25 protein-coding genes and 1 riboswitch are annotated in these 22,086 nt (G+C 65.2%); of the genes, 13 read left to right on the top strand and 12 right to left on the bottom strand.

Going from position 1 to position 22,086, the window contains the following annotated elements:
• Positions 1-1,076: 1,076 nt before the first annotated feature.
• Together IVA79_RS18960 and pdxH are read right to left on the bottom strand one after the other, a co-directional pair.
• Entirely contained in the window at positions 1,077-1,829 is a 753-nt protein-coding gene (locus IVA79_RS18960; RefSeq protein WP_247555379.1) for an SDR family oxidoreductase, read from the bottom strand.
• A 26-nt stretch (positions 1,830-1,855) separates the two neighbouring features.
• Positions 1,856-2,497, bottom strand: a complete 642-nt coding sequence (gene pdxH, locus IVA79_RS18955; RefSeq protein ID WP_247555378.1) for a pyridoxamine 5'-phosphate oxidase — start codon at positions 2,495-2,497, stop codon at positions 1,856-1,858.
• A 113-nt stretch (positions 2,498-2,610) separates the two neighbouring features.
• Between pdxH and IVA79_RS18950 the strand changes: the two genes are divergently transcribed.
• Both IVA79_RS18950 and IVA79_RS18945 read left to right on the top strand, forming a co-directional pair.
• Entirely contained in the window at positions 2,611-3,018 is a 408-nt protein-coding gene (locus IVA79_RS18950; protein WP_346658193.1) for an RT0821/Lpp0805 family surface protein, read from the top strand.
• A gap of 109 nt (positions 3,019-3,127) precedes the next feature.
• Positions 3,128-4,090, top strand: a complete 963-nt coding sequence (locus IVA79_RS18945) for a DnaJ C-terminal domain-containing protein (protein ID WP_247555373.1) — start codon at positions 3,128-3,130, stop codon at positions 4,088-4,090.
• 322 nt (positions 4,091-4,412) lie between these two features.
• Here IVA79_RS18945 and IVA79_RS18940 read toward each other — a convergent pair whose 3' ends face one another.
• Both IVA79_RS18940 and IVA79_RS18935 read right to left on the bottom strand, forming a co-directional pair.
• A complete protein-coding gene (locus IVA79_RS18940) occupies positions 4,413-5,183 on the bottom strand; it encodes an anti-sigma factor (protein ID WP_247555371.1) in 771 nt (256 codons plus the stop codon).
• Between the two features lie 106 nt (positions 5,184-5,289).
• Positions 5,290-5,778 carry an RNA polymerase sigma factor gene (locus IVA79_RS18935; RefSeq protein ID WP_247555369.1) on the bottom strand — a complete coding sequence of 163 codons (489 nt, stop codon included), beginning with the start codon at positions 5,776-5,778 and terminating at the stop codon, positions 5,290-5,292.
• Between the two features lie 171 nt (positions 5,779-5,949).
• Between IVA79_RS18935 and fabI the strand changes: the two genes are divergently transcribed.
• The 4 genes from fabI (at position 5,950) to IVA79_RS18915 (ending at position 9,816) form a co-directional block, all read left to right on the top strand.
• Positions 5,950-6,765, top strand: a complete 816-nt coding sequence (fabI, locus tag IVA79_RS18930; protein ID WP_247555367.1) for an enoyl-ACP reductase FabI — start codon at positions 5,950-5,952, stop codon at positions 6,763-6,765.
• A 12-nt stretch (positions 6,766-6,777) separates the two neighbouring features.
• Positions 6,778-7,377: a histidine phosphatase family protein gene (locus IVA79_RS18925; RefSeq protein WP_247555365.1), complete on the top strand. Its 600-nt coding sequence runs from the start codon at positions 6,778-6,780 to the stop codon at positions 7,375-7,377.
• Between the two features lie 58 nt (positions 7,378-7,435).
• Positions 7,436-8,524, top strand: a complete 1,089-nt coding sequence (gene aroC, locus IVA79_RS18920; RefSeq protein WP_247555362.1) for a chorismate synthase — start codon at positions 7,436-7,438, stop codon at positions 8,522-8,524.
• Positions 8,525-8,586: 62 nt separating this feature from the next.
• Positions 8,587-9,816, top strand: a complete 1,230-nt coding sequence (locus IVA79_RS18915; RefSeq protein ID WP_247555360.1) for an adenylate/guanylate cyclase domain-containing protein — start codon at positions 8,587-8,589, stop codon at positions 9,814-9,816.
• On the opposite strand, the gene clpS is transcribed toward IVA79_RS18915, so the two are convergent.
• From clpS to IVA79_RS18890, 5 genes are read right to left on the bottom strand one after another with little or no spacing between them, the layout of a single operon-like run.
• On the bottom strand, positions 9,780-10,085 hold the full coding sequence (clpS, locus tag IVA79_RS18910) for an ATP-dependent Clp protease adapter ClpS (protein ID WP_247555358.1): 306 nt from the start codon (positions 10,083-10,085) through the stop codon (positions 9,780-9,782). The two genes, IVA79_RS18915 and clpS, sit on opposite strands and share 37 nt — an antisense overlap.
• Positions 10,086-10,128: 43 nt before the next feature.
• The gene (locus IVA79_RS18905; RefSeq protein WP_157337271.1) at positions 10,129-10,470 is read right to left on the bottom strand and encodes a DUF190 domain-containing protein; all 342 of its coding nucleotides are present in this window, start codon (positions 10,468-10,470) and stop codon (positions 10,129-10,131) included.
• A gap of 2 nt (positions 10,471-10,472) precedes the next feature.
• The gene (gene crcB, locus IVA79_RS18900) at positions 10,473-10,901 is read right to left on the bottom strand and encodes a fluoride efflux transporter CrcB (RefSeq protein ID WP_247555356.1); all 429 of its coding nucleotides are present in this window, start codon (positions 10,899-10,901) and stop codon (positions 10,473-10,475) included.
• Between the two features lie 6 nt (positions 10,902-10,907).
• Positions 10,908-11,297, bottom strand: coding sequence for a fluoride efflux transporter CrcB (crcB, locus tag IVA79_RS18895; protein WP_247555354.1), 390 nt, complete (start codon positions 11,295-11,297; stop codon positions 10,908-10,910).
• A gap of 16 nt (positions 11,298-11,313) precedes the next feature.
• Positions 11,314-12,525, bottom strand: a complete 1,212-nt coding sequence (locus IVA79_RS18890) for an MFS transporter (RefSeq protein ID WP_247555352.1) — start codon at positions 12,523-12,525, stop codon at positions 11,314-11,316.
• A gap of 101 nt (positions 12,526-12,626) precedes the next feature.
• Positions 12,627-12,704, bottom strand: a riboswitch (Fluoride riboswitch).
• A 281-nt stretch (positions 12,705-12,985) separates the two neighbouring features.
• Here IVA79_RS18890 and IVA79_RS18885 point away from each other — a divergent pair.
• Together IVA79_RS18885 and IVA79_RS18880 are read left to right on the top strand one after the other, a co-directional pair.
• Entirely contained in the window at positions 12,986-13,849 is an 864-nt protein-coding gene (locus tag IVA79_RS18885; protein ID WP_247325864.1) for a DUF1194 domain-containing protein, read from the top strand.
• 172 nt (positions 13,850-14,021) lie between these two features.
• On the top strand, positions 14,022-14,657 hold the full coding sequence (locus IVA79_RS18880) for a hypothetical protein (protein WP_247555351.1): 636 nt from the start codon (positions 14,022-14,024) through the stop codon (positions 14,655-14,657).
• Positions 14,658-14,665: 8 nt separating this feature from the next.
• Here IVA79_RS18880 and IVA79_RS18875 read toward each other — a convergent pair whose 3' ends face one another.
• Positions 14,666-15,439, bottom strand: coding sequence for an enoyl-CoA hydratase/isomerase family protein (locus tag IVA79_RS18875; RefSeq protein WP_247555350.1), 774 nt, complete (start codon positions 15,437-15,439; stop codon positions 14,666-14,668).
• A gap of 33 nt (positions 15,440-15,472) precedes the next feature.
• Entirely contained in the window at positions 15,473-16,282 is an 810-nt protein-coding gene (locus IVA79_RS18870; protein ID WP_247555349.1) for a nucleotidyltransferase domain-containing protein, read from the bottom strand.
• Between the two features lie 106 nt (positions 16,283-16,388).
• Between IVA79_RS18870 and IVA79_RS18865 the strand changes: the two genes are divergently transcribed.
• A complete protein-coding gene (locus IVA79_RS18865) occupies positions 16,389-16,988 on the top strand; it encodes a hypothetical protein (protein ID WP_247555347.1) in 600 nt (199 codons plus the stop codon).
• 16 nt (positions 16,989-17,004) lie between these two features.
• Here the strand turns inward: IVA79_RS18865 and IVA79_RS18860 are convergent, their stop codons facing one another.
• Positions 17,005-17,913, bottom strand: coding sequence for a GntR family transcriptional regulator (locus IVA79_RS18860; protein WP_247555344.1), 909 nt, complete (start codon positions 17,911-17,913; stop codon positions 17,005-17,007).
• Between the two features lie 90 nt (positions 17,914-18,003).
• Here IVA79_RS18860 and IVA79_RS18855 point away from each other — a divergent pair, with 90 nt between their 5' ends.
• From IVA79_RS18855 to IVA79_RS18840, 4 genes are read left to right on the top strand one after another with little or no spacing between them, the layout of a single operon-like run.
• A complete protein-coding gene (locus IVA79_RS18855; protein WP_247555341.1) occupies positions 18,004-18,939 on the top strand; it encodes a hydroxymethylglutaryl-CoA lyase in 936 nt (311 codons plus the stop codon).
• The gene (locus IVA79_RS18850) at positions 18,936-20,150 is read left to right on the top strand and encodes a CaiB/BaiF CoA-transferase family protein (protein WP_247555338.1); all 1,215 of its coding nucleotides are present in this window, start codon (positions 18,936-18,938) and stop codon (positions 20,148-20,150) included. Before IVA79_RS18855 ends, IVA79_RS18850 begins: the two co-directional genes overlap by 4 nt.
• Positions 20,151-20,192: 42 nt before the next feature.
• A complete protein-coding gene (locus IVA79_RS18845) occupies positions 20,193-21,239 on the top strand; it encodes an ABC transporter substrate-binding protein (protein WP_247555335.1) in 1,047 nt (348 codons plus the stop codon).
• Positions 21,236-22,084 (top strand): ABC transporter ATP-binding protein, encoded by an 849-nt coding sequence (locus IVA79_RS18840; RefSeq protein ID WP_247555332.1) that lies wholly within the window; start codon positions 21,236-21,238, stop codon positions 22,082-22,084. Before IVA79_RS18845 ends, IVA79_RS18840 begins: the two co-directional genes overlap by 4 nt.
• Positions 22,085-22,086: the final 2 nt, after the last annotated feature.

The following is a 22,086-nucleotide window of genomic DNA, read 5'->3' as shown; positions in this document are numbered from 1 at the left end:
CCACCGCCCGGGCTTGCGGTGGACGCGGCAGCGTCGGCATGAGAGGCGCGGGCAGGGCGGGTAGTCCCTGTGAGCCCGAGGCTTCGTGCAGACGAGCGGCGCTGTCAGGTTCGTCTCGCCTGTAAGTTTCTGGCTTCGTCGACAGGGCTGGAAATACTGCGGGCGACATGGCGGGCCGTGCGTACGGCAAAACCGTGTGGTCCTGGCCGTCGTTGCCACGGTCAAGCTGTCGCGAAGGTGCGAGCGAGCCCAACCGGGCAGACTGCATCATCCAATTCGCGGGGCGAGGGAGGCCAGAAGGAAAGTTCGGCTCCCGGGAGAGCACGGCATAAGCCGTCCAACCATCGCGCAGGGAAGGCCGAGTGATCGGCACCACCTGTATGCTGCTGTGCGGTTCTTCCTGCGTGCGCATTTTCGCGCAGCGGACCGCGGGTGCGAGGTCCAGCACCCGGCCTTCCCTGCGCCCTCTTGGATCAAGAGGGTGGAGTGACCAAGCAAAGCTCGGGTGAATCAAGCCGCGAGAGCGAGAAGGCATGTCTGCGTGTCACAAGCTCAAATATCGTAGGGTGGGCAAAGGCGCTCTTGCGCCGTGCCCACGATCTCTCTCGTCTCGGCCGCAAAAGATACGTGGGCACGCTTCCGCCGTCGCTCTTCGAGCTATGGCGGACAAGTCGCTTTGCCCACCCTACGGCACTGCACGTCGGAATGCGCATTTGAACTCCGTCATTGCGAGCGCAGCGAATTGTCCGCCGAAGCCTTGGCGAAGGCGGAAGCAATCCAGAATCTCTCCGCGGAAAGATTCTGGATTGCTTCGTCGCAAGGGCTCCTCGCAATGACGTGGAGAGAGTATGCGCGCCACCCACCGCTCTCGTGCCCCGGACGCCGCGCAGCGGCCCGGCGATGCGAAGCATCGTCCGGTTCAGCGGTGCGCTGCAGAGCCGGGGCCCATCTCGCCGCGTGCCGCGCCACCCTGGGTCCCGGCTCTACGCAGCGTCACTGCGTGCCGCAGCGCGTCCGGGACGCGAGAGCGAGGTTGTCGCCCTTGCTCCGTCACGACCTGCAATGACGCGAACGGATCATACGTGCTGGCCGCCGTTGATGTGAATCTCGGCACCGTTGACGTAAGAGCTGGTTTCCGTGCACAGCACGTAGATGATCTTGGCGACCTCGTCGGGCGTGCCGAGGCGGTGCATCGGGATCTGCTGCTCGACGATCTTCTCGGTGCCCGGCGACAGGATCGAGGTGTCGATCTCGCCCGGCGCGATCGCGTTGACGCGCACGCCGACGCGGCCGAAATCGGAGGCCATCTCGCGCGTCAGGGACGCCAGCGCGGCCTTCGACGTCGCGTAGGCGGCGCCCGCGAACGGATGCACCCGCGAGCCGGCGATCGAGGTGACGTTCACGACCGAGCCCTTGGCCGCCTTCAATTCCTCGATCAGCCCGCGCGCCATCATGATCGGCGCGAAGAAATTGACATGGAAGACATGCGTCCAGGTGTCGAGATCGGTGTCGACCGAGCCGAGCCGGGAGCCGCCGGGGCCCTTCGGCGAGATCGCGGCGTTGTTGACCAGCGCATGCAGCGTGCCGCCTTCCAGCCGGCTGCGGATCTCGTTGATCGCGCGCGCGGTGTCCTGGGGATTGCCGAGGTCGACCTGGATGTGGTCCTCGGGTCCCGCGTCCCACGGGCAGTCCTCGGGGAACGGGTGCCGCGAGCAGGTGATGACGCGCCAGCCCGCCGAGGAGAAGCGGATCACGGTGGCGTGGCCGATGCCGCGGCTGGCTCCGGTCAGGAGCAGCGTACGGCGCGGCGCATTGGACGAATGCGGCATGGACATCTTTCAGGTCGGCCCAAATCTCACGGATACATCCGCGTCTTGGACCATGGTTGGCCGGCCGCGTCACGGCGAAATTCGATGCGGTCGTGCAGACGGAATGGGCGGTCGTGCCAGAACTCGATCCGCGAGGGCGTGATGCGCCAGCCGCTCCACCCCGGCGGCCGCGGCACTTCGCCGATGACGTATCTGGCCGCGACTTTCGCAATCGCCTGTTCGAAGGCGAAGCGGCTCTCCAGCTCCTGCGACTGCTTGCTCGCCCAGGCGCCGATCTGCGCCTGCTTGGGGCGGGTGGCGAAATAGGCGTCGGCCTCGGCGTCGGTCACCGGCGTCACGTTGCCGCGGATGCGGACCTGACGGCGCAGCGACTTCCAGTGGAAAAGTAACGCTGCCTTAGGATTTGCGGCGAGTTCGCGGCCCTTCTGGCTCGCGATGTGGCTGTAGAAGACAAAACCCTCGGTATCGAAGCCCTTCATCAGCACCATGCGCACATCAGGCAGCCCGTCGGGATCGACGGTTGCGAGCGCCATGGCGTTCGGATCATTCGGCTCGCTCTTGATTGCCTCGTTCAGCCAGGCCTCGAACAACGCAAATGGCTCGTCGGCGGCGGTGAAATCACCGGATGTTAAGGGTGTCTGGTGTTTCATCGAGGTCGTGTCGGTCATGTCTGGAGTCCGAGTTGCGTCCCGCGGCCCAAAACGCGTTGTTGTCCGCTCCCGCCCTATATAGGGCATGGGGACGCGTTGGCCTATCGGCGATCCGGCCGTCCGGCTTTGTCATGACGATCATCCTCATCGGGCTCGGGACCGGGGGATGCAGCTTTTCCCGCAACGACCAGAGTGCCTACGCCAAGGCCGACGACAACGACCTCACCGGTTCGATCGCGCGTCCGGCAAAGGAGGCCCCGCCGACCGAGACCGATCTCGCCTTCGCCCGCAACGCTGCCTCCGACGTCCTCAGCAAGGGCGACAAGGATTCCAGCCAGCATTGGGAGAATCCGGAGACCGGGGCGCGCGGTTCGGTGACGCCGATCGCGCAGTCCTATGCCGCCGAGGACGGCCGCAAATGCCGCGATTTCCTGGCGAGCTACGTCAACGGGGCGACCGAAAGCTGGCTCCAGGGCGCCGGCTGCCAAAGCACCCGTGGCCGTTGGGAGATTCATACGCTAAAGCCGTGGCGGAGCTAGGATTCGGCCGGCAAGCCTAGTTGCAAAAATGCCACGCTCTCCCCACATGGATCGCAGATGGGGCGGGGAGCCCTTTGAACAATTCGATTTCTTGAAGGAGACGTGACGGATGCGCGACCCCTATGAGGTCTTGGGGGTGCCGCGGAGCGCCAGCGCTGCCGCGATCAAAAGCGCCTATCGCAAGCTTGCCAAGAAGCACCATCCCGACAGCAACAAGGACGACCCGAAAGCCGCCGAGCGCTTCTCCGAGATCAACTCGGCGAACGAGATCATCGGCGACGAGGACAAGCGCAAGCTGTTCGACCGCGGCGAGATCGACGCCGAGGGCAAGCCGCGCTTCCAGGGTTTTCCGGGCGGCGGCGGGCCGCGCGGCCGCGCCGGCCCCGGCGGGTTCGAAAGCTATACGTTCCGCTCCGGTGGTGGCCCTGGCCAGGGTGGCGGCGCGTTCGAGGATATCCTCAACAGCATGTTCGGCGGCGGGATGCGTGGCGCGCGGCCTGGGGCCGGCGGCGGCGCCCAGTTCGAATTCGACACCGGCGGGATCGGGCTCGATCTCGACGTGAATGTTGCCATGTCCGTCTCGCTGGAAGAGTCGGTCAAGGGTGGCGAGAAGCGCGTCCGGCTGCCGACGGGCAAGGAGCTCAACGTCAAGATTCCGGCTGGGGTCACCGAGGGCCAGCAGATCCGGCTTCGGGGGCAGGGCGAGTCCGCGCAGGGCCATCCGCCCGGCGATCTCCTCATCACCATCAGCATCGCGCCGCACGCCTACTTCAAGGTCGAGGGCGCCGACCTGCGTATCGACCTGCCGGTCACGCTCTACGAGGCGGTGCTCGGGGCTAAGGTCCGCGTGCCCACCCTCGGCAATGCCGTGGAGCTTTCGGTGCCGAAGAACACCTCCAGTGGCCGGACCTTCCGCCTCAAGGGCAAGGGCCTGCCGAAAGCTGGCGGAACCGGGGATCTCTTCGTCACCATCAGGATTATGCTACCGGACGGGAACGACGCCGAGCTTGAAGCATTGATGGAGAAGTGGCGGGACCAACACCCCTACAATCCACGTAGCGGACTCGGCTAGGGCGCTATCCGAGGCCAGTTCGACGATCGGAGCGTTCTCTTCCCGAAAGGATGATGCTCAACATACGCCTGAAGCGCGGCTCGCGCTTCGACGCTGACGTTGGAGACGTGTCGGCTGTCCGGCGGGGCAGCCGATAAAAAGGTGCGGCCTCGAGAGGGGGACCAGCGCGGTACCAAAAACCCCAATCGAGGCCGCCCGCGTCGATCGGCGGATCGAACGCTGCTCATTTTCGCGTGATCATCCGGTGCGATAATGAGACGCGCCGATGTCTTGATTCCAAATTTTCGATGACGGAATCTGGGCACCACGCTCGAGCGGCTGTCTAGGTGCCGTTTTTCTCGGCCTGATCGTAGACGGCCTGCGCCACCTTGGTCAGCCGGTCGCGATCACCGCCGCCGCTGACGACATAGCCGACGCCGCGCTCGGCCCAGAACAGCGCGCCGTCCTTGTCCGTTTTGGCGTAACGCATTTGCGTCGCACCATTCTCGGTCTTGGCGGTGTAGATCGTGTAGCGCTCGCCAGAGGCCCCCTCATACATCAGGAACGAGGCCGGGCCGTTCGGCCCCGGCAAAAGCCGGCCGCCGACGAGCTTCAACCCGCTGGCCTCCAGGTTCGGCGCGAACACGGTCCAGCCGCAGCGCCGGGTCAGCCAGGCCTGGAGATGGTCGCGCTCGTTTCCGCCAACCTCGACGGGGTGGCGGACCTCGACGACATAGAGGCGGTGGGCGTCGAGCGCGTCTGCGGTAAAGCTCTGGAAGGTCGAGGGTGCGCTTGCGGCGCCATGCGCGACCCAACCGGCCGTGCCGCCGGCGACGAAAGCAACCAGCACAGCGGCCGCGGCGCCATAGAGCCACTGCCGCGGGCGGCGTTCCAGCCGCTCGAGCTCCAGCCGCGCCGGCACCGGCTCCTGGGCGACGGTGTCGTAACGGGCGTGCAGCATCTCCGCCATGGCCCGCCAGGACTGCACGCGCTCGGCCTCGTCAGGATGGGCGGCAAGAAAGGCCTCGACGTCGGCCCGGCGCTCGGCCGGCAGCTCGCCGTCGACATAGGCGTGCAGTTCGTCCTCGGTCACTGGGATCTTGCGCTCGTTCATATCGATCGTCTCTGGCTCTGTGGCCCTAAATCTCGTTCCAAGCTCGACTTCGCTCGCGGCATCGGCACGCTGCGGGTGGACGACACGCGATGCATCAACCCTGCCATCATTTCACCCGCCTGAGCGTCGTGCGCTCGCCGTCCAGCGAGGCCTTGACGTGGGCGCGGGCGCGGGCCAGGCGCGACATCACGGTGCCGATCGGCACGCCCTGGATGTCGGCGACCTCGCGGTAGCTCATGCCCTCCAGCATGACCAGCAGCAGCACCGAACGTTGCTCCTCGACGAGCGTCGCCAGCGCCCGCTCGATGTCGCGGCCTTCGGCTTCGGTGCCGCTGGCATCCGGGTTGTTCTCCGTCAGCTGCATGAACTGCGGCCGCCTTGCCAGCGAGCGCCGCCGGTTCTTGTTGAGGTTGGTCAGGATCGTGTAGAGCCAGCTCCTGACGTCACCGCCGAGAAACAATCGCTCCGAACGCAGTGCCCGCACCAGCGTGTCCTGCACCAGATCATCGGCCGCGTCCGCATCGCGCGTGAGCGCGCGGGCGTAGCGGCGCAACGCCGGGATCATGGCCTCCACACTCTGGCGAAACGCACTCATTGCGGTCTTGACGTCCTGGTATCAGGCGCGGGCGCCTATAGCGATGATAACACCCGAATGGAACGGCTATTCCGGCGCTCGAAACAACGTTAACGCGGCGTATTAGGGCTGTACCGCAGGGGAGGGCTGGTGTACCTCCAGACCTCACCAAGAGTTCGACGGGACGTTCAAATGGCGCAGAATTCAGGTCTGATGCAAGGAAAGCGCGGGGTCATTCTCGGCCTTGCCAACAACCGCTCGATCGCCTGGGGCATCGCCAAGGCATGCCACGCCGCCGGAGCCGAGCTCGCCTTCACCTATCAGGGCGATGCGCTGAAGAAGCGCGTCGAACCGCTCGCCGCCGAGATCGGCGGTCTCGTGCTCGGCCATTGCGACGTCACCGATGCCGCGACCATCGATGCTGCGTTCGCGGTGTTGAAGGAGAAGTGGGGCAAGATCGACTTCCTGGTGCATGCGATCGCCTATGGCGAGCAGCTCGAAGGCCGCTACGTCGACACCACGCCGGAGAATTTTTCCAAGTCGATGCTGATCTCCTGCTATTCGTTCACGGCGGTGGCGCAACGCGCCGAGAAGCTGATGACGGATGGTGGCTCGCTCATCACGCTCAGCTATTACGGCGCCGAGAAATGGATGCCGCATTACAACGTGATGGGCGTGGCGAAGGCGGCGCTGGAGGCGAGCGTGCGCTATCTCGCCGCCGATCTCGGCGAGAAGAACATCCGCGTCAACGCGATCTCGGCAGGTCCGATCAAGACGCTAGCCGCGTCCGGCATCGGCGACTTCCGCTATATCCTGAAGTGGAACGAGAACAATGCGCCGTTGCGGCGCAACGTGTCCACCGAAGACGTCGGCGGCAGCGCGCTGTATTTCCTCTCAGATCTCTCGCGCGGCGTCACCGGCGAGGTGCATCACGTCGATTCCGGCTATCACGTGCTCGGCATGAAGCGGCCCGATGCGCCGGATATCTCCTTCGGCGGCAAGGACTAGCTTTCAGCCGCGATGTCCGTGCCCACGATCTACTTCCTTCGCCACGGCGAGACCGAGTGGAATGCACTCGGGAGGCTTCAGGGCACCAGGGACGTCCCGCTGAACGCGCGCGGCCGCGGCCAGGCCGTGCAGGCGGCTGACGTTCTGGCCGATCTGTTCAGGCGCGACGGCAAGGACAGAGCGGCGCTGCCCTACGTGTCGAGCCCGCTCGGGCGTGCGCGCCAGACCATGGAACTCGTCCGCGGCAAGCTCGAACTGCCGCCTGCCGACTATTCGCTCGACGATCGCCTGCGCGAGATCGGCTACGGCACCTGGGAGGGGCTGACGCTGGCTGAAAGCGAGGCCACCGATCCCGACGTCTATGCGAGGCGCCTCGCCGACAAATGGACGGTGGCGCCCGTTGGCGGCGAGACCTATGCGGCGGTGCAGCTGCGCATGCTCGATTGGTACGAGTCGCTCCTGGTCGACACCGTCGCAGTTGCCCATGGCGGCGCGTGCCGGGCCCTGATGGTGGCTTTGGGCATCGAGACACCCGCCGGCGCCGCCGAGCTCTCTATCCAGCAAGGCGCCGTCTACGTGTTCCGCGAGGGCCGGCTGGAGAAGTTTAGTTAGGTTTGACCCCCAGCTCCTCGCGCGTTACCACACACTGGAACCGAGCCTGCGAGCAGCGATGTCCTTCAACACCTTCGGCCACATGTTCCGCGTCACCACCTTCGGCGAGAGCCATGGGGTGGCAATCGGCTGCGTGGTCGATGGCTGTCCGCCCATGATTCCGCTCACCGAGGCCGATATCCAGGGCGATCTCGATCGCCGCCGGCCGGGCCAATCGCGCTTCACCACGCAGCGCCAGGAGCCGGACCAGGTCAAGATCCTCTCCGGCGTGATGGCGCATCCGGAGACCGGCGTGCAGGTGACGACGGGCACGCCGATCGGGCTCCTGATCGAGAACACCGACCAGCGCTCCAAGGACTATTCCGAGATCAAGGACAAGTTTCGCCCCGGTCACGCCGACTTCACCTATGAGGCCAAATACGGCCTGCGCGACTATCGCGGCGGCGGCCGCTCCTCGGCGCGCGAGACCGCGACGCGTGTTGCCGCTGGCGCGATCGCGCGAAAGGTGCTGCCCGACGTCAGGGTGCGCGGCGCGCTGGTGCAGATGGGGCCGCACAAGATCGACCGCGGCAAATGGGACTGGGACGAGATCGCCAGGAATCCATTCTTCTGCCCGGACAAGGACAAGGCCGCGTTCTTCGAGACCTATCTCGACGGCATCCGCAAGAGCGGCTCCTCGATCGGTGCGGTGATCGAAATCGTCGCCGAAGGCGTGCCGGCCGGCCTTGGCGCGCCGATCTACGCCAAGCTCGATTCTGATCTGGCAGGTGCGATGATGACCATCAATGCGGTGAAAGGCGTCGAGATCGGCGCCGGTTTTGGCGCGGCCGAGCTCACCGGTGAGGAGAACGCCGACGAGATGCGCACCGGCAATGACGGCACGCGCTTCCTGTCCAACCATGCCGGCGGCGTGCTGGGCGGCATCTCCACGGGGCAGCCGGTGGTGGTGCGTTTCGCCGTGAAGCCGACCTCGTCGATCCTGCAGCCCCGTCTCACCGTCGATCGCCAGGGCGCGGACACCGAAATCTTCACGAAGGGGCGCCACGACCCCTGCGTCGGCATCCGCGCCGTCCCCGTCGGCGAGGCCATGATGGCCTGCGTGCTGGCCGACCACTTCCTGCGCGACCGCGGGCAGGTGGGACGTTGATGTCTCGGTACTAGCTCACCGCGCAGCTTGACGATCCCACAACTTCGTCCGCAAATGCGGACATGAGCAGCTCCGAGCTTCAGCGCGTCTCCAATTGGCTGATCGACGGCGCCTGGTCGTCGGTAGAGCCGGTCGAGATGATCGCGGATTTCTGCGAACGCCTGGTCGCGGCCGGCCTGCCGGTGTTCCGGTTCGGCATCTTCATCCGCACGCTCCACCCGGAAATATTCGGCCGCAACTTCATCTGGCGGCAGGGCGAAGGGGTCGAAATCGGCGCGGTCGAGTTCGATGTTCTGGACTCGCCGGAGTTTGCCCAGAGCCCGCTTCGGATCGTGTTCGAGCAGGGGCTGGAGGTGAGGGGGCGCGTCGACGATCCCGGCAGCCAGCGGTTTCCAATCGTCAACGACATGCGCGCCGAAGGCGTGACCGACTATGTTGCGGTGCCGCTGCCGTTTCTCGACGGCTCGGTCAACGCGACGAGCTGGATGACGCGGCAGCCCGGCGGCTTCAGCGACGACGACATCGCGGCGATCCGGGCCATCATAGCGCCGCTCGCGCGCGTCAGCGAGATCATCAGCCTGCGCCGCACGGCGGAGATGCTGCTCGACACCTATGTCGGCAATCGCGCCGGTGCCCGCATCCTCGGCGGCCAGATCCGCCGCGGCCACAACGACACCATGCAGGCTGCGATCTGGCTGTCGGATCTGCGCGGCTTCACCGCGCTGTCGGACCGGTTGCCGGCCGAGACGGTGGTCCAGATCCTCAATCACTATTTCGACTGTCAGGTCACCGCGATCCGGGATCATGGCGGCGAGGTGCTGAAATTCATGGGCGACGGGCTGCTCGCGGTGTTTCCGATCGACGAATATGTCGGCGATGCCGCGCATGTCTGCGCGGGTGTGCTGGAAGCGGCGCGCGAATCCCGCGCCAGCGTCGAGGCGCTCGCGTTTCCAGTCGGAGAGGCCGTCGAGCGCTTCCGCTTCGGCGTCGCGCTGCATGTCGGCAACATCCTCTACGGCAATATCGGCGGCGGCAACCGGCTGGACTTCACCTGCATCGGCCCCGCCGTCAATCTCGCGGCCCGGCTCGAGAAGATCACGGGCCGGCTGGGGCGGACCGTCGTCGCCTCGGAGGGTTTTGCCAATGTCTGCCGCCACGATTGGCACGAGCTCGGAGAATTTCCGATCGCGGGATTTTCCAAGGCGCAGCGTGTGTATGGGCTGGCGGAAGAGAGCACGCGGCGGGCGGCTGAAATTTACTCCTCCGGCTCCGTCGTGAACAGCAGCGGATAGCCCTTGGCGCGGCCGGCGTCGGTGGCGCGCGTGGCCTTGGTCTCGGCGACGTCCTTGGTGAACACGGCGACGACGCAGGCGCCCAGCTTGTGCGCTGTGATCATCACCTTGTAGGCCTCATCCTCGCTCATGCGGAACTCGGCCTTGAGGATCATGGTGACGAATTCGCGCGGCGTGTAGTCGTCGTTGATCAGGATGACCTTGTGCAGCTTCGGCCGCTCGACCTTGGTCTTCGTCCGCGTCTTCGGCTTGGTGACAGTGTCGTTCATTCCGCCTCCTGGACACGGCGGGCTGGGGTTGCTGCCGCGGCGCTCAGCTCGCGGCCTTCGCACCATATTGCAGGACCTGCACCTTCTCCAAGGTGATCAGCCCGCTCGACATCATGCCATCCAGGATGGGCAGGAATGCGTTGATGTTGTCCTCGCTGTCGACGATCTCGATCAAGAGCGGCAGGTCTTCCGACAGCCGCAGGATCTTCGAGGTATGCAGCCGGCTCGACTTGCCGAACCCCATCGGCCCGCGCAGCACGGTAGCGCCGGCGAGGTGCCGCTCGCGCGCCGTCATCACGATCGCTTCATAGAGCGGCTTGCCGTCGAAATGGTCGCTCTCGCCGATGAAGATCCGGAGCGAAACTGCCTGAGCGGGAATTTGCATGGTCAGCTCCTTGTCAAGCGGTTGTAGCGGCTCGCCATCATATGGCCGATCCACACCGACACCAGCCAGCAGATCACGGAAGCGGCGATGTAGGCGAGCGCCGTGTATTTCATGCCTCCGTGGAACAGGCGGAAGGTCTCGAGGCTGAAGGTCGAAAAGGTGGTGTAGCCGCCGCAGAACCCGGTCATGACGAATTGCCGGTGCTCGGGCCGCGCCAGCATGCGGCCGTCGGGGCCGGTCAGCGTCGCGTAGAAGCCGATGATCAGCGAGCCCGTCGCGTTGATGAACAGCGTCGCGAAGGGAAAGCCCGGCCCGGTATCGAGCGCGAGCCCGACGAGATAACGCGTCAGGCCACCGACGATGCTGCCCGCGGCAACCCAGGCATAGAGCATCGCAGTGCGCCAGCGCTCGGCGGAAGAGGGGGACTTCATCTACCTCTAGCCTCCCAGGCTGTCCGCAAGGAGGAAGCCGCAACTGACGGCGGCAAGGCACAGTCCGACCGAGAGCACGATATTGCCGAGCGCATGCATCGGCTCGCCGCTGCGCGCCAGCGTCAGCGTTTGCAGGCTGAACGAGGACACCGTGGTGTAGCAGCCGAGAAAACCGGTCACTGCGAACAGCCATGGATTGGGCGCAGCGAAGGCCGAGCCGGGATGGGTCGCCAGCGCGCCGAAAATGCCGATCAGGAAGGCGCCGGTGACGTTGATGGTCATGGTGCCCCACGGAAATGTTTCGCCCAGCCGCCGCGCGATCACGCCGGAGACGAAATAGCGGGCGCAGCCGCCCAGGGCGCTACCGATCACGATCGCCATTGCTCCGCTCAGCACGATGAACAGCCTCCCGTCATCCTTTATCCTCCGCCGCCAGACCATCGCCGACGGCGAGCAATCCCAGAAGCGAAACCAGCGCGAAGCCAAGCCCCGCAAGGAACGTTCCGGCCGGACCATAGGCGTCCCACAGCGCCCCCGCGATCACGCTCGCGGCCAGCAGGGCGAGGCCGGTGAACAGATTGAAATAGCCGAACGCGGTGCCGCGCAGGTTCGGCGGCGCGGCGTCAGCGACGAGGGCCGAGAGCAGGCCCTGTGTCAGTCCCATATGCAGCCCCCACAGCACGACTCCGAGCCCGAGGCCTGCCAGATTCGGCAGTAGAGCGAGCGCCAGATCGGCACCAGCGAGGAAGACGAGCCCGAGCGCGAGCAGGCCGGTCCGGTTGATCCGGTCGGAGAGCACGCCGGCCGGATAGGCCGACAGGGCGTAGGCGATGTTCATCAGCACCAGCACTGCCGGCACCCACATCGCATTGAGCCCGATGTTCTGTGCGCGCAGGATCAGAAAGGCCTCGCTGAAGCGCGCGAGCGTGAAGACGATGCCGACGGCCACCACGCGCCAATAGATCGCTCCGAGTTGCCGCATTGCGGCGAGGTTGAGCGGATTCTTTGCAGGCTCACGGCTCGGGTCCGGCTCCGGTTCGCTCACCGCGAACGCGATCAAGCCGAAGGACAGGAAGGCCGGCAGCACCGCCATCCAGAACACCGCGGTGAAATTGTCTGCCGTCCACCACATCAGGCCTATCGCCGCGAGCGGCCCCATGAAGGCGCCGATCGTGTCGAGTGATTGGCGCAGGCCAAAGCTCGCCCCGCGCAGGCCGACCGGGGCGATATCGGCGATCAGCGCATCGCGCGGCGCGCCGCGAATGCCCTTGCCGACGCGATCGATGAAGCGCGCAGCCACCAGCCATCCGACGCTGGGCGCGAGCGGGAACAGCGGCTTTGTCAGCGCGGCAAGTCCATAGCCGAGTGCGGCGAGCAGCTTGCGACGGCCGAGCCAGTCGGACAATGCGCCGGAAAAGATCTTGGTGATCGAGGCGGTTGCCTCCGCAATGCCCTCGATGAAGCCGACGGTCAGCGTCGAAGCGCCAAGCACGGTGACGAGATAGAGCGGCAGCAGCGCATGGATCATCTCGGAGGAGATATCCATCAGCATCGAGACGAAGCCGAGCACCCACACTCCCCTGGGCAGCCCCGCACGCTCGGCATTCGGTGTCGTCGTCGTCACGACTTCGCCTTCTCCTGGCCTTTGCACCAGACAACAAAAAACCCGCCATTGGCGGGTTTGTCCATGCTCCCGCCGAAGGCAGAGGCTCAAACATTGCCCCACCTCAAGCAGGAGTCATCAGCCCACTGCGGTCATCGACCGCCGGGCGGTTATCGGGGGACTCCATCCCCATCTGTGCGGCCAACCTAGCATGGAAATTGTGCCGGACAAGTAGGCGGGGAGTTCTGTCCCGCGGCTTGTCGTTCCAGCTTCGCCCGTGAGCCCGATGATGCGAGCGACCGGGCGTGTCCGGCGGCGCGAGCGTGGCAACACGGCGGCAGCTTTGCGCAAAGCGCGCACATTGCAGCCCGCAGCTTCCCGGCCCGCCGCTTCTTAACTTGAATGTGAAGCGCAAGCGATCTTCGCCCTTTGCGGCTCGGCGATTGCATGTCACCATCACGTCATACGACGGGAGGCCGCGATGCGCTTGCTGTTCTCGATCGGGGCTGTGTTGGTTGCCGGCATGTTTGCCGGAGGGGACGTCGCGGGCGTCGCGGCACCAGGGCCGAAATTCGAACCGCCCAAACATCAGCCGCAGCGGCTCGCGGGCGACAGAGACGCGCAGACGGTCGACGTCGAGCTGATCCTCGCGGTCGACGTGTCCTACTCCATGGACATGGACGAACTCGCGATCCAGCGCGAGGGCTATGCGCAGGCGATCCAGTCGAAGGAGTTCCTCCAGGCTCTGAAGCTCGGTCCGAACGGCCGGATCGCCGTGACCTATTTCGAATGGGCCGCCTCGAGCGACCAGAAGATCATCATTCCCTGGCGGCTGGTCGACGGCCCCGAGACGGCGGATGCGGTCGCCGCCGAGATCATGAAGACGCCGATCCGGCGCGCCTCGCGCACCTCGATCTCCGGCGCGATCACTTTCGCGATGCCGCTGTTTGACGAGGATCCCTATCGGGGCCTGCGCCGCGTGATCGACATTTCCGGCGACGGCCCCAACAACAATGGCGGCCCGGTCACGGTGGCGCGAGACGCCGCGCTGGAGAAGGGCGTCGTCATCAACGGCCTGCCGATCATGGTCAAGGAGCCGTCCTATTCGACCATGGACATCGACAATCTCGATTTCTACTACGAGGACTGCGTCATCGGCGGTCCCGGCTCCTTCGTCATCACGATCAAGGACCGCGACAAGTTCAAGGAAGCGATCCGCACCAAGCTGCTGATGGAGGTTGCCGGCCGCACGCCGGAGCGCCCCACGATGCGCGTCGCGGACAAGGAGCCGCGCGTCAATTGCCTGATCGGCGAGAAAATCTGGTCGGACCGCTGGGGCCGCTGATAGCGCACTCCCTGGGGACCTTTCGCCTCATCTCGCCCGGCGGTCGAATTTAACCGCTCGTTAACCGGTGCATGGCCCTAATCAGTCGGTTTCCGTCCGTTTCCAGCCGGCATCCTGACGTAAGCTGGGGCGAACGAAAGCGGGTTTGTCGGACCTGTCTCCGAGCACTGCAATGGCCATCGTCACATCGAGCACCAACCAGATATCGCCCGCCAATGAGCGCCTGTATCACCAGAGCGCTCTGGTCGGCGACTGGAAGGGCAATTGGGTGGGCAACAACCAGCCCGTCGGGTTCAAGGTCGTGAACATCCGCGGTGCCCGGGCGCAGGTCGAGTACACCCATAACGGGCACACCGAGCGCGGCTTTGCCGAGGTCCAGGGCACGCTCATCACCTTCGGTGGGGTCACGGTCGGCACCAAGGACGGCAAGAACATGGTGATGCTGTTCTCGTTCGGCGGCGCCGGCAAGCAGACCGCAAACCTCGAGAAGCAAGCCCCGCCGGCTTCCGACAGCCGCCTCATGGGCAGCTGGGGCGGCTATTCTCCCGACAACGGCAAGAGCGCGAGCTTCAAGGTGCTTTCCGTCAACGGCAAGGAAGCGCAGGTCAGCGTCACCACCGACGGCGTCACGCGCCAGGGCACCGGCTACGTCTACAAGAACGTCATCATGTTCGGTCAGGCGCAGATCGCGACCGACGACGGTCAGAACGGCAAGGTCATCTACCAGGTCGGCACGAAATCGTTCATGGTGCCGGTGACGAAATATCCGCCGGCCGATACGTCATCCTCCGTGGACAGGACCGCCTGAACGCCGCCTCACCATTTCGGCGGCCGCTTCTCCACAAACGCCCGCAACCCCTCCTGCGCCTCATCCGACGTCGCGACGTTGCAGAAATCGTCCACGGCGCTGGCGATGCTGCGTCGATAGTCGAGATCGATCTGGCGCATGAAGGCCGCGCGGCCCATCCGCAGCACCGCGGCCGATTTGGCGGAGAATTGCGCCGCAAGCTTCAGCACCTCCGCCTCGAGTTCGGCATCGCCGACGACGCGGTTAATGACACCAAGTTCGCATGCTTCCATGGCGCTGAAGACCCGGCCGGTGAACAGCAGCTCGAAGGCACGATGGCGTCCGACGATGCGCGGCAGATGTGCGTAGTGGATCGCCGGGATGACGCCGACGTCGATCTCGGGATAGCCGAACGTCGCGCTCTCGGCCGCCAGCACCACGTCGCAGGACACCGCCATGGTCATGCCGCCGCCGCGCGCCGCGCCACCGACCGCGGCGATCGACGGCTTTCCCAACCCATACTGAGCATCGTAGAGGTCGATATAGAGCGCCTGGAGGAATTCGCGGATCTCGGCGCCGGATCTGCCGAGCAGGATGTCGAGATCGAGGCCCGCTGAAAAGCGTTTTGCAAATGCACTCGCCAGCACGACCACGCGCGCGCCGTCATCGTCCGCCGCGCGGCGGAACGCTGCGACAACGCTGCGGATCATCTCGAGGCTCAGCGCATTGACGGGCGGGCGGCGCAGCGTGATGCGCGCGATGTTGTCGACACGTTCGTAGACGACCGGACCGTCAGATGTCACCGAGCTCTCCATGCCTTCATTGAGACAGCACCTTCAACTGCCGGTCGATCTTGCGCAAGACTTCACAGGCGGAGGCAAGGCGCCATCGCCGATCAGCCGCCAGACATCGTCAGTGCGTTCTGCCAGATGCGGGATCGTGAGCGGCAGGCGAGCCGCCTCCTGGAGCGCGCCCTTTTCGTTGATCAGATAGCGCTCGTTGAGCGCGAACAGCATCTGCGCGATGCAGGCGAGCGATCTGTAGAGACATCCGGCGACGTGGGTTCGATCACCCCGCGCAATGGCGAGCTCGGCGTTCTCGATGCCAAAAAGGATTTCCCACTGGAAGCGCTGGATCAGGGCTTCGCGCATTGGGCGAGGATAGGGCAGGGCGATCGATTTCAGCCGCGCGATCACGCCCTGCGGATCGTGCAGAGGCTGACAATACGCGATCTCGCCCATCCAGATCGCCGAACAGAAGCCGTGCGGATGACCGGGCTGGTAGTCCATGGTGACCACGCCGGCGCCGCAGGATTCCATGACGGCCTCGACCGCGTCTGCGTTACGGTAGAGCAGGTCGACCTTGCGGCCCTCGACCGACAGCCAGGCGCCGCCGACGATCCATGGTCCCCATTCGCCGACCGGCGTCACGGCCGTGGCCGCGGGGTCGTCAGCGACATCCTTTGCGGCGGCCAACAACCGTTCGGTATCCAGCAGAATCGCCGTCCTGAAATAGAGGCCGATATCGTAGTCCGACGCAGCATGCGCGCTGCCCCGCCCGCGTGAGCCGCCGAGCACGACGGCCTGAACGCCTGGGACTTCGGCAAGAGCGGATGTCAGGCGGGTGAGCAACGGATCGTGCGGCATCAGGTGCTGTTCCCCCGGGGAGACCTGCGGTCGTAACGCCGGTCACTCCGCTGGCATTGATGATGTTCGAGGACTATAATTTGCAAAATTCTGGACGGTACTCTGAATGTTCAACCTTGCACGTTCATGTGCTCTTGCAGCTCTCGCAGTGCTCTGTCTCGGCGGAGGGGCGGTTCATGCACAGGTCGCGCCGCTGCGATATTGGATCCCCGGCGGGCCTTTCGGCCTCGGCGGCGGCGCCGGCCAAAGCTCCGATGCCTACGGCAGCTTTCCGAGCTTCAACGCCGGCGATGGCGCTTGGCGTACCAGCTATGCGAACGGTTTCTTCGTCGGCAGTGAGCGCGGCAATTTGGGTTTGAGCGGCTTCAATCAGGCCGGTTCCGCCGGCAATTTCAGCGCGCTTTCCTACGATAGCACGCAGTTCGGCTACAACACCAAGACGGCTGGCGGCATGCCCGTCACGTTCTTTGCTGGCTTCGACACGCTGAAATTCGGCAACGGCATCGGCAGCTCGCTGGCGCCGCTCACCTCCAGCGCCGCGCCTGGTTTCGGCGGGTTCGCGGGTGTCGAATTCAAGCCGACCTCCAATCTCAGCCTGTCGTTCGGGGCCGGCTTCATCCAGCAGCAATCGGGCCGCATGGACAGCGACATCAACTCGTCGATGCTGCCCGGCGAGTCGCCGGCCTTGGGCGGCCTTCGGCGTTAGGCGATCACCACGGGAATCACGACAAGCCCGCCACCAGCGGGCGTTGCAGATGCCTGGCCATCAAGTCGGCCGCCTCCGCGTAGCGTCGCGTCTCCAGAACGTCGAGCAGCCGCAAATGCTCGCGCACGTGGCGCCGCATGCCGTCACGGTCGGCGAAGCTGCGATAGGCGAACAGGCGTCTGATCGAGTTCACACGCCTGAGCGCTTCGAGAAAGAAGGGATTGCCGGCGCCGCGGATGATCTCTTCATGGAATTCGCAGCCGGAGTGAAAGATCTCGCCGATCGTCATCTTTTCGAGCTCGCCTTCGAAGACGCGTTGTTGGTGCTCGCGCAGGCGTACGATCACCTCCTGCGGCAGCGTAAAGCCCGGCTGCGCGATTGCCGCCGGCTCGATCACCGCGCGAAACGCCTTGGCCTGCGTTTGAGCTTCGGGACTCGAGACCGTCTCCGCAAAGCGCCAGCCATAGCCCGGCAGGCGCGCGATCCAGCCCTCGGCAGCGATCCGGTCCAGCAGCCGCTGTAGCTCGGCCCGGGTGACGTCATAGCGGCGCATCAGCTCCGCCTCGGTGACGTCGGCCGGCAGCCGGCTCGCGAGCACGTCGCCTGCGACGGTCGCATAAACCTGCTCGTTGCGCCTGACCGCCGCGAGCGCCGGCTGGGCAGCGCTGCTGGTGGGATTCTTTGCCAGCACAAAGCCGCGATGCGGCTCGCCGCGCGCCAGCCCCGCTGCTTCCAGCGCCTTCAGGCCGAGCCGGATCGGCGCACGTGAAAGGTCCAGCGCATCCGCAAGCCTTTGTTCGATCAGGCGGTCTCCGGTTTTCATGCCTTCGCGCCGGGCGAGCGCCATGATCAGCCCGGCAAGGTGTTCGGCACGTTCGGAACCGTTCTTGTCGCTGCGCTGTCGGGAACTGTCGGATGCGCTCATTGCACTGCACGCAAATTTTTGGGGCTTGACAGATTGTCCCACCGATTGTTCTTTTATGCAATAATATACAATTAACCAGGAGAGAGCTCGATGGCGCACGCGCCCGATGTTCACATTTGCGAGGCTGCCCCCCGCGATGGTCTCCAGAACCTGGACCTCTTCGTTCCGACGGAAGCCAAATGCGCGCTGATCGACACGATCGCAGCTGCCGGCGTGCGCGAGATCGATGCCGGATCGTTCGTGCCGCCAAAGGTCGTGCCGCAATTCGCCGACGTCGACGCGGTCATGGCGCATGCGCTCACGCACAAGTCGGCAACCATCGGCGCGCTGGTGCCGAACGTGAAGGGGGCCGAGCGCGCCATCGCCGCTGGCGTCAACGCCGTCTATTTCGTTATCTCGGCGAGCGAGACGCACAACCAAGCCAATGTGCGCCGCTCGGTCGACGAGCAGATCGAAAGATTTCGCGCGGTCCGGGCCGCGATCGATGCCCGGCCCGTCGGCCAGCGGCCGCAATTGATGGGCGCGATCTCCACCTCCTTCGGCTGCTCGATGGAAGGGGATGTCAGCGAAGCGGCCGTGTGCCGGGTGGCGCGCGCTTTTGCCGAGGCTCGCGCCGACGAGATCGGCCTTGCCGACACCGTCGGTTACGCCACCCCAAAGCTGATCGGGCAGATCGTCACGGCCGTGCGGCGTGAGGTCGGGTCGCAAATGACGCTGCGGCTGCATCTGCACGACACGCTCGGCGCGGGCCTTGCCAATGCCGTAGCCGGCCTCGAAGCGGACATCCGCCGTTTCGACGCCGCGGTGTCGGGCCTCGGGGGCTGTCCCTTTGCTCCCGGTGCGCGCGGCAACATCGTCACCGAGGATCTCGTGTTCATGCTGGAGCGCATGGGACTCTCCACCGGCATCGACCTCGACCGCCTGATGCAAACGCGCGAGATTCTCGCCCGCCATATCCCGGCAAAACATTTGACGGGACATCTGCACGAGGCCGGCATTCCCAAGGTTTTGCGGAGGGCGGCATGACGGCGGCAGAGCGCGGGGCGGCCTCGGAGCTTCGTCCGCTCGCCGGCATTCGTGTCGTCGAGTTCAGCCAGATGGTGATGGGGCCGAGCTGCGGCTTGATCCTCGCCGATCTCGGCGCCGACGTGATCAAGGTCGAGCCGCCCAAGGGCGACCGTACCAGGTATTTCAAGGGGCCGGCCGCCGGCTTCTTCGCCACCTACAGCCGCAACAAGCGCAGCATCGCGCTGGATACGTCGACCGGGGAAGGCCAGAGCGTCGCACGCAGGCTGATCCAGAGCAGCGACGTCCTGATCGAGAACTTCCGGCCGGGTCTGCTGAAGCGGATCGGTCTCGACTACGAGAGCGTCGCCGCCTTCGCACCGCGCCTGATCTATTGCTCGCTCAAGGGCTATCTGCCTGGGCCTTACGAGAACCGCCTCGCGCTTGACGAGGTGGTGCAGATGATGGGTGGCCTCGCTTACATGACCGGCTTGCCCGACCGGCCGATGCGTGCCGGGGCCTCGGTCAACGACGTCATGGGCGGTATGTTCGGCGTGATCGCGATCCAGGCTGCGCTCGCCGAGCGGCAGCGGACCGGCAGGGGTCGCTACATCCAGAGCGCGCTGTACGAGAACAACGTGTTCCTGATGGCGCAGGCCATGATGTGCGAGGTGGTCAGCGGCCAGCCGTCGATCCCGTATTCGATCAAGGACAGCCCGTGGCCGGTCTACGATCTCTTCGATACAAAAGACGGCTCGAAGCTGTTCGTCACCATCGTCGGCGAAGAGCAATGGGACGCGTTCTGTCGTGCCTTCGATCGGCAAGCCTGGCTCGCCGATCCGCGCTTTGCGACCAGCAACGACCGCGTCGATCATCGCACCTGGTTGATCCCCGAGATCGCGAAGATCTTCAAGCAATGGGACAAGGCCGATCTGGCCGCCCGTCTCGAGCAGCTCGATTTGCCCTACGCGCCGGTGAACAAGCCCGGCGATCTCTTCGATGATCCGCATCTCAACCGCTCGGGCGGTCTGACCGAGATTCGCCTACCGGGCGGCGGCGAGGCCAAGACGCCGCTGCTGCCGATTTCCATGGATGGAAGGCGCCTGCCCAACCGCTACGATCCACCCGAGATCGGCGAGCACAGCGGCGAGATCCTGAGCGAGATCGGCATGTCTGCGAACGAGATCGAAGCGCTGCGACAAGCGGGCACGATCAAGGTCGCGCCGTCCTGACCGACAGGCACCACCAAACAAGAACCGAGGGAGGAGGATCACATGAGCATGACCAGGCGCCAGACGCTGATCGCGGGCTCCGCATGGGCCGGCGCATCGCTGCTGCCGGGGCAGCTGCGCGCCGAGGCCAAGCAGGTCTCGCTCGCCTTCGGTCCAGTATCGCCGGTCTACGCCATTGGTATGATCGCGGAGCTGAAGGGCTACTTCAAGGACGAAGGGCTGGATTCCAAGCTGGTCACCGGCAACGCCGGCACGTTCGGCCGCCAGACCCTGGCGGCAGGGCAGGCGCTGTTCGCCCATGGCGACGCCAGCCATCCGCTCCAGCTTGGCGCGCGCGGCAAGCCCTGCAAGATCCTGCTCGCGACCGAGATGGTGTGCTCCTATGCAAGCATCATAGTCCGGCAGGACCTCTACGACAGCGGCATCAATTCGGTCGAGAAGCTTGCGGAGTACAAGCGCGCGGACGGCGCCAAGCCGATCGTTGCCGCAACCGCGATCGGGTCCGGCACCTGGGTGTTCGGCACTTATGTGTTCGAAGCGCGCGGGCTCGGCGGCAAGGTGAACTGGGTCGCGGGCGGCGGGACCAACACGATGTTCCCCTCGCTCCAGACCAAGCAGTTCGACGCCATCATGGCGCCGCCGAGCTGGATCGTCGAGGTCGAGAAGAAGGGCTTTGGCAGGACGATCTACGACACCTCAAAACCCGGCGTCTTCGAGAAGGATTTCGGCGGGTCACTGCCCGTGCTCGTGATCTACACGCTCCAGGACACGGTGGAGCAGGACAAGGCGATGGTGCAAGCCTATGTCAACGCGATCTATCGCGCGATGGCCTTCGTGAAGGCGACGCCGCTCGCGGAGGTGCAGGCGCTGGTCACGCCGAAATATTTCTCGGGCATTGATCCCGATGCGGTCAGTGCCGAACTTGGCTTCGACAGGTCGACCTGGGCCTATGACGGTGTCATCGACAAGGCTGCGTTCGAACGCGGCGCCAAGCCCTGGTACCGCAAGGGAACGGACATTCCCGAGACCAGATACGAGGATGTCGTCGACATGAGCTTCCTCCAGGCGGCCAGGGCGAAATACAAATGATCGTCGCGCCAGGCCATGGCCTTGCGCTTGCGCGCGGTGAGGATCAAGCAGCGCCAGCGCGCATACGCATTGCCGTGCAGGGTCTTGCCAAGCGCTTCAACGCGTCCGGCCGCGAGGTCGTGGCGGTGGATGACGTCTCCTTCGAGGTCAAGCAGGGCGAGTTCGTTGCGCTGCTCGGTCCATCCGGCTGCGGCAAGAGCACCATTCTCAACATGGTCGCGGGCCTGTTGCCGCGCTCTGGCGGACGCATCCTGATCGACGAGGACACGGTCGAGACCGGCGAGGTCAACCCCAGGGTCGGTTATGTCTTCCAGCGCGATACGCTGTTTCCCTGGCGAACCGTGGAGCAGAACATCGGCTATGGGCTGGAGATCGCGGGACTGCCGAAGACCGAGCGCGCAGGGCGCGTCGCTTCGGCGGTCGAGAAGGCTGGGCTCTCGGGCTTTGCGCAGAGCTTTCCGCGCATGCTGTCCGGCGGCATGCGCCAGCGCGTCGCCTTGATGCGAACGCTGATCCTCGAGCCCGAGATCCTGCTGATGGACGAGCCGTTCGGCGCGCTCGACACCCACACCAAGCTGGAGATGCACAAGACGCTGCTGGAGATCTGGGAACGCGAGCGGCAGACCGTGCTGTTCGTGACGCACGATCTCGGCGAGGCGCTGACGCTCGCGAGCCGCATCATCCTGCTCTCGGCGCGGCCCGGGCGCCTCAAGGAAGACTTCGACGTCGCCATCCCGCGTCCGCGTGACCCCGTGGCCGTGCGCGAGACCGCCGAATTCGGCCGCCTCTATTCGCACATCTGGCATTCCCTCGGCGAAGAGTTCCGCCGCACCAGGGCCGACTGACC

The sequence above is a fragment of the Bradyrhizobium sp. 138 genome, from assembly GCF_023074075.1.
GTDB lineage: Bacteria > Pseudomonadota > Alphaproteobacteria > Rhizobiales > Xanthobacteraceae > Bradyrhizobium.
The sequence above is the reverse complement of the archived record's forward strand: the minus strand, read 5'-3'. Positions and strand labels throughout refer to the sequence as shown.

What these genes read in the sequence shown, in the direction of transcription:
- IVA79_RS18960 (WP_247555379.1), bottom strand. Translation starts at nt 1,829, where the DNA reads ATGCCGCATTCGTCCAATGCGCCGCGCCGTACGCTGCTCCTGACCGGA.
- pdxH (WP_247555378.1), bottom strand. Translation starts at nt 2,497, where the DNA reads ATGACCGACACGACCTCGATGAAACACCAGACACCCTTAACATCCGGT.
- IVA79_RS18950 (WP_346658193.1), top strand. Translation starts at nt 2,611, where the DNA reads ATGACGATCATCCTCATCGGGCTCGGGACCGGGGGATGCAGCTTTTCC.
- IVA79_RS18945 (WP_247555373.1), top strand. Translation starts at nt 3,128, where the DNA reads ATGCGCGACCCCTATGAGGTCTTGGGGGTGCCGCGGAGCGCCAGCGCT.
- IVA79_RS18940 (WP_247555371.1), bottom strand. Translation starts at nt 5,183, where the DNA reads ATGAACGAGCGCAAGATCCCAGTGACCGAGGACGAACTGCACGCCTAT.
- IVA79_RS18935 (WP_247555369.1), bottom strand. Translation starts at nt 5,778, where the DNA reads ATGAGTGCGTTTCGCCAGAGTGTGGAGGCCATGATCCCGGCGTTGCGC.
- fabI (WP_247555367.1), top strand. Translation starts at nt 5,950, where the DNA reads ATGGCGCAGAATTCAGGTCTGATGCAAGGAAAGCGCGGGGTCATTCTC.
- IVA79_RS18925 (WP_247555365.1), top strand. Translation starts at nt 6,778, where the DNA reads ATGTCCGTGCCCACGATCTACTTCCTTCGCCACGGCGAGACCGAGTGG.
- aroC (WP_247555362.1), top strand. Translation starts at nt 7,436, where the DNA reads ATGTCCTTCAACACCTTCGGCCACATGTTCCGCGTCACCACCTTCGGC.
- IVA79_RS18915 (WP_247555360.1), top strand. Translation starts at nt 8,587, where the DNA reads ATGAGCAGCTCCGAGCTTCAGCGCGTCTCCAATTGGCTGATCGACGGC.
- clpS (WP_247555358.1), bottom strand. Translation starts at nt 10,085, where the DNA reads ATGAACGACACTGTCACCAAGCCGAAGACGCGGACGAAGACCAAGGTC.
- IVA79_RS18905 (WP_157337271.1), bottom strand. Translation starts at nt 10,470, where the DNA reads ATGCAAATTCCCGCTCAGGCAGTTTCGCTCCGGATCTTCATCGGCGAG.
- crcB (WP_247555356.1), bottom strand. Translation starts at nt 10,901, where the DNA reads ATGAAGTCCCCCTCTTCCGCCGAGCGCTGGCGCACTGCGATGCTCTAT.
- IVA79_RS18885 (WP_247325864.1), top strand. Translation starts at nt 12,986, where the DNA reads ATGCGCTTGCTGTTCTCGATCGGGGCTGTGTTGGTTGCCGGCATGTTT.
- IVA79_RS18880 (WP_247555351.1), top strand. Translation starts at nt 14,022, where the DNA reads ATGGCCATCGTCACATCGAGCACCAACCAGATATCGCCCGCCAATGAG.
- IVA79_RS18870 (WP_247555349.1), bottom strand. Translation starts at nt 16,282, where the DNA reads ATGCCGCACGATCCGTTGCTCACCCGCCTGACATCCGCTCTTGCCGAA.
- IVA79_RS18865 (WP_247555347.1), top strand. Translation starts at nt 16,389, where the DNA reads ATGTTCAACCTTGCACGTTCATGTGCTCTTGCAGCTCTCGCAGTGCTC.
- IVA79_RS18860 (WP_247555344.1), bottom strand. Translation starts at nt 17,913, where the DNA reads ATGAGCGCATCCGACAGTTCCCGACAGCGCAGCGACAAGAACGGTTCC.
- IVA79_RS18855 (WP_247555341.1), top strand. Translation starts at nt 18,004, where the DNA reads ATGGCGCACGCGCCCGATGTTCACATTTGCGAGGCTGCCCCCCGCGAT.
- IVA79_RS18850 (WP_247555338.1), top strand. Translation starts at nt 18,936, where the DNA reads ATGACGGCGGCAGAGCGCGGGGCGGCCTCGGAGCTTCGTCCGCTCGCC.
- IVA79_RS18845 (WP_247555335.1), top strand. Translation starts at nt 20,193, where the DNA reads ATGAGCATGACCAGGCGCCAGACGCTGATCGCGGGCTCCGCATGGGCC.
- IVA79_RS18840 (WP_247555332.1), top strand. Translation starts at nt 21,236, where the DNA reads ATGATCGTCGCGCCAGGCCATGGCCTTGCGCTTGCGCGCGGTGAGGAT.